Source organism: Desulfosporosinus sp. I2, from assembly GCF_000960765.1.
Taxonomy (GTDB): domain Bacteria; phylum Bacillota; class Desulfitobacteriia; order Desulfitobacteriales; family Desulfitobacteriaceae; genus Desulfosporosinus.
Genome location: NZ_JYNH01000239.1, coordinates 1 through 3,278, shown reverse-complemented (window position 1 = coordinate 3,278; position 3,278 = coordinate 1). Strand labels below are relative to the sequence as shown.

Below are 3,278 nucleotides of genomic sequence, written 5' to 3'. Positions count from 1 at the left end.
ACTGCAGGAGTTTGCGTTATGAGTCGCAGTGTGGCGTTATGCTCGTCCGCATAAACGTATACCGAACACGGAAGTTAAGAATCCACACTGCAGGAGTATGCGTCACAAGTCGCAGTGTGGCGAAAGGCTCATCCTTCGCCACTAAGTCTTCCTTTGTGGTAGGTGGCTCGGCGATAATGTCCACCGGACACTATCGTGCCTTTCGTTCCAGGGCCAAGGATACTTGGAGCATAGCTCCTGGGAAAGTAGAATCCACACGGCTGGAGCGTTCGTCATGGGACGCCGTGTGGCGTTAGGCTCATCCGCCTAACGTATCTTCAGGTAACAAACGAAAAACTATCTCTAACGAGGTAGTTTTTCTGTGTTCATAGCAGGTCAATATCGGGTCAATATCGGGATCCACACTGCAGAAGTATGCGTTACGAGACGCAGTGTGGCGAAAAGCTCGTCCGCTTTTCGTGTTCGGGATCCACACTGCAGGAGTGTGCGTTATGAGTCGCCGTGTGGCGAAAGTCTCATCCGACTTTCGTCACACGGCAGGGGTTTTCGTTATGAGACGCCGTGTGGCACAAGTCTTTCCTTCGCAACGAAGTATTCTTTTGGGAGGTTGTGTAAAATATATCGAAATTTCAGATAAATTTGTGTTAAAATGTAGTTAAAGAACTAATAAATTGCTATTACTCTGGTCCGACCATCAGACAATGTGGTATAATGCGTATAAAATCAGCTTTAAAAGGAGTGAGAATAATGGTCTCAAAGCTAAGTGAAGATATTGCTGATAAAATGGTGGATTTTATTTATGAAAAATGTGGATATTCTGTGATAGTCTGTGACGAAACGGGGATAATCATTGCTGATTCAGCTAAAACTAGGATAGGTGTGTTACATAAAGGGAGTCAACACATATTAACGAGCAACGTTGATAATACTGTGGTCACAGTTCAAGAAGCCGAAGTTTCAGAGGGAAAGCTTAAAGAGGGATATAATCAGGCAATAAAGGTAGATGGAGTTAAAATTGGTACCTTTGGAATTGCTGGGCCTTTGGAAATAGTTTCGCCAGTTGCCAAAATTGCTGCTGGGATGGTTGTGATGTTGTTAAGAGATGAGGATCTGAAAGTAGTCATTCGTAATCAAGTTCAGGTACTTACGACAGTGGTCGAACAAGCTGCAAGTGCAGTCCAACAAACTGCGGCTTCTGCGCAAGAAGTTGCTTTAATAAGCCAAGCAATTGCTAAAGAAGCTGAACAAGGTAAAACCCAGCTTCATTCTACCTCGAGTATATTGGAACTTATTAGAAAAGTGGCCAAGCAAACTAATCTATTAGGGTTGAATGCTGCTATTGAGGCTGCACGGGCTGGCGAGCAAGGCCGTGGTTTTTCAGTCGTTGCTGGAGAGGTACGAAAATTAGCCGAAGAAAGTAATCGTTCGGCTAGTGAAATTGGCGGGATTTTACTAGAATTTCAATTGATTATACAGAAAATCACAGAAAGCTCCTTGCGGAATCGAGACATTACGCAAGAACAGGCACAGGCTAATCAGGAAATTGCTCAATTAATTGATGGAGTACAACTAGTAAGTCAAGAGTTAAAGACTTTGGCAGCTAGTTTATAATACGTTTAATGTTAGACGGGAGGATTCTTTGTGGATGTAATGTTGGCTTATGGCAAAAATGGGTTGAGTATTAACGTTCCAGAGCAAACGAGGATTGTCGAACCAAACTTTTTAGAGTTACCAGAGAACGATCATGAACTTGTGCTCCAAGCACTGCGTAATCCGATAGGTACCAGGCCTCTTAAAGAAATGGTCAAATCTACGGACAAGGTTGTTATCGTGATTAGCGATATTACTCGGCCGACTCCTAATCATAAGTTAGTTCCTTGGATTCTTGAGGAGCTGCCTCATGTTCCACTTGAGAATGTCTCGATTATCAATGGTCTAGGAACTCACCGTGACCAAACAAGGGAAGAACTAGTGGAAATGTTGGGAGAGACTATTGTAGATTCGGTTCGAATAATTAATCACCATTGCCATGAAAAAGCCGAATTAACACATCTGGGAACAAGTAGCTTTGGCTGCGATGTATACCTTAACAAGGAATATGTTGAGGCTGACTTTAGAATTGTGACAGGGTTCATCGAACCTCACTTTTTTGCAGGTTTTTCGGGAGGCCCCAAGGGAATTATGCCTGGCATAGCAGGTATCGAAACTATTCTTACATTTCATAACGCTAGAATGATCGGGGATCCGATGGCTACGTGGGGTATCTTGGACAAGAATCCTCTTCAGGAAATGACCAGGGAAGTTAATAACTTTTGTAAGCCGGATTTCCTTCTTAATGTTGCATTAAACGGAAATAAAGAGATTACGAATGTTTTTGCCGGCGAGCTGGCTGAAGCGCATGCAGTCGGGTGTGCTTATGTCAAAGAACACGCTATGATTAAATGCGCTGAACGCTACGATGTGGTAATTACAACAAACGCTGGTTATCCCCTTGACCAGAATCTATATCAGGCAGTCAAGGGTATGGATGCTGCCCGTATGATCGTTAAACAAGGAGGTACTATCATTTGCGCGGCCGAATGTAGTGAGGGGATGCCCGAGCATGGTAACTTCGTAAAAATCTTGCAGATGCGAGAATCTCCGAAGGAACTCCTTGAAATGATTAATGACCCTTCATTTCGAATGTTTGATCAGTGGGAAGCTCAAAGACTCGCCATGATTCAGGAGTGGGCGGAAGTGTATGTTTACTCCACATTACCTGAAGAATCTATTAAGATAGCTATGCTTACTCAGACGAAAGATATTGAACAAACTTTAAAGGAACTAAGCGGTAAATATGGTGAGAAGATGAGTATTGCGGTATTGCCCTTTGGCCCATTAACTATTCCATATGTACAGGAATAGTTCTGCGTAAACTATGAGGAAGAACAGAAAGGAAAGGGACGATGTTTCAAATCGCCCCTTTCCCTTTTTGCCTCTTAAACAAAACATAAAATTTTATCTCGCCAAATTATTTATATAGCCCAGATATTTATTGAATTTGTCAATCCATAATATCCGCACCCTGTTCTGCCATTTCTTTTTCAGCATAGGTGATCATCTTTTTAACCATGTTTCCGCCGATCTGCCCCACTTCACGAGTGGTCATATTGGCATATCCCTTTTCTTCGATATCATCGTCTAAATCTAATTCTTCAGCGACTTCCCATTTTAGTTGATCCAACTGCCTTTCGGATTCAGGAACCTCTGGTTTATTACGGCTCATTTGACCATCCTCC

4 protein-coding genes are annotated in these 3,278 nt (G+C 42.8%); 3 read left to right on the top strand and 1 reads right to left on the bottom strand.

Annotated elements, in window-relative coordinates:
• The 3 genes from UF75_RS29690 to larA form a co-directional block, all read left to right on the top strand.
• On the top strand, window positions 1–296 hold a 296-nt coding region (locus UF75_RS29690; protein ID WP_207642505.1), incomplete at its 5' end, for a hypothetical protein.
• A 451-nt stretch (window positions 297–747) separates the two neighbouring features.
• The gene (locus UF75_RS25105) at window positions 748–1,611 is read left to right on the top strand and encodes a sugar diacid recognition domain-containing protein (protein WP_045577248.1); all 864 of its coding nucleotides are present in this window, start codon (window positions 748–750) and stop codon (window positions 1,609–1,611) included.
• Window positions 1,612–1,650: 39 nt separating this feature from the next.
• A complete protein-coding gene (larA, locus tag UF75_RS25100; protein WP_242860426.1) occupies window positions 1,651–2,904 on the top strand; it encodes a nickel-dependent lactate racemase in 1,254 nt (417 codons plus the stop codon).
• 139 nt (window positions 2,905–3,043) lie between these two features.
• On the opposite strand, the gene UF75_RS25095 is transcribed toward larA, so the two are convergent.
• Window positions 3,044–3,265 carry an alpha/beta-type small acid-soluble spore protein gene (locus UF75_RS25095; RefSeq protein WP_045577249.1) on the bottom strand — a complete coding sequence of 74 codons (222 nt, stop codon included), beginning with the start codon at window positions 3,263–3,265 and terminating at the stop codon, window positions 3,044–3,046.
• Window positions 3,266–3,278 lie beyond the last annotated feature (13 nt).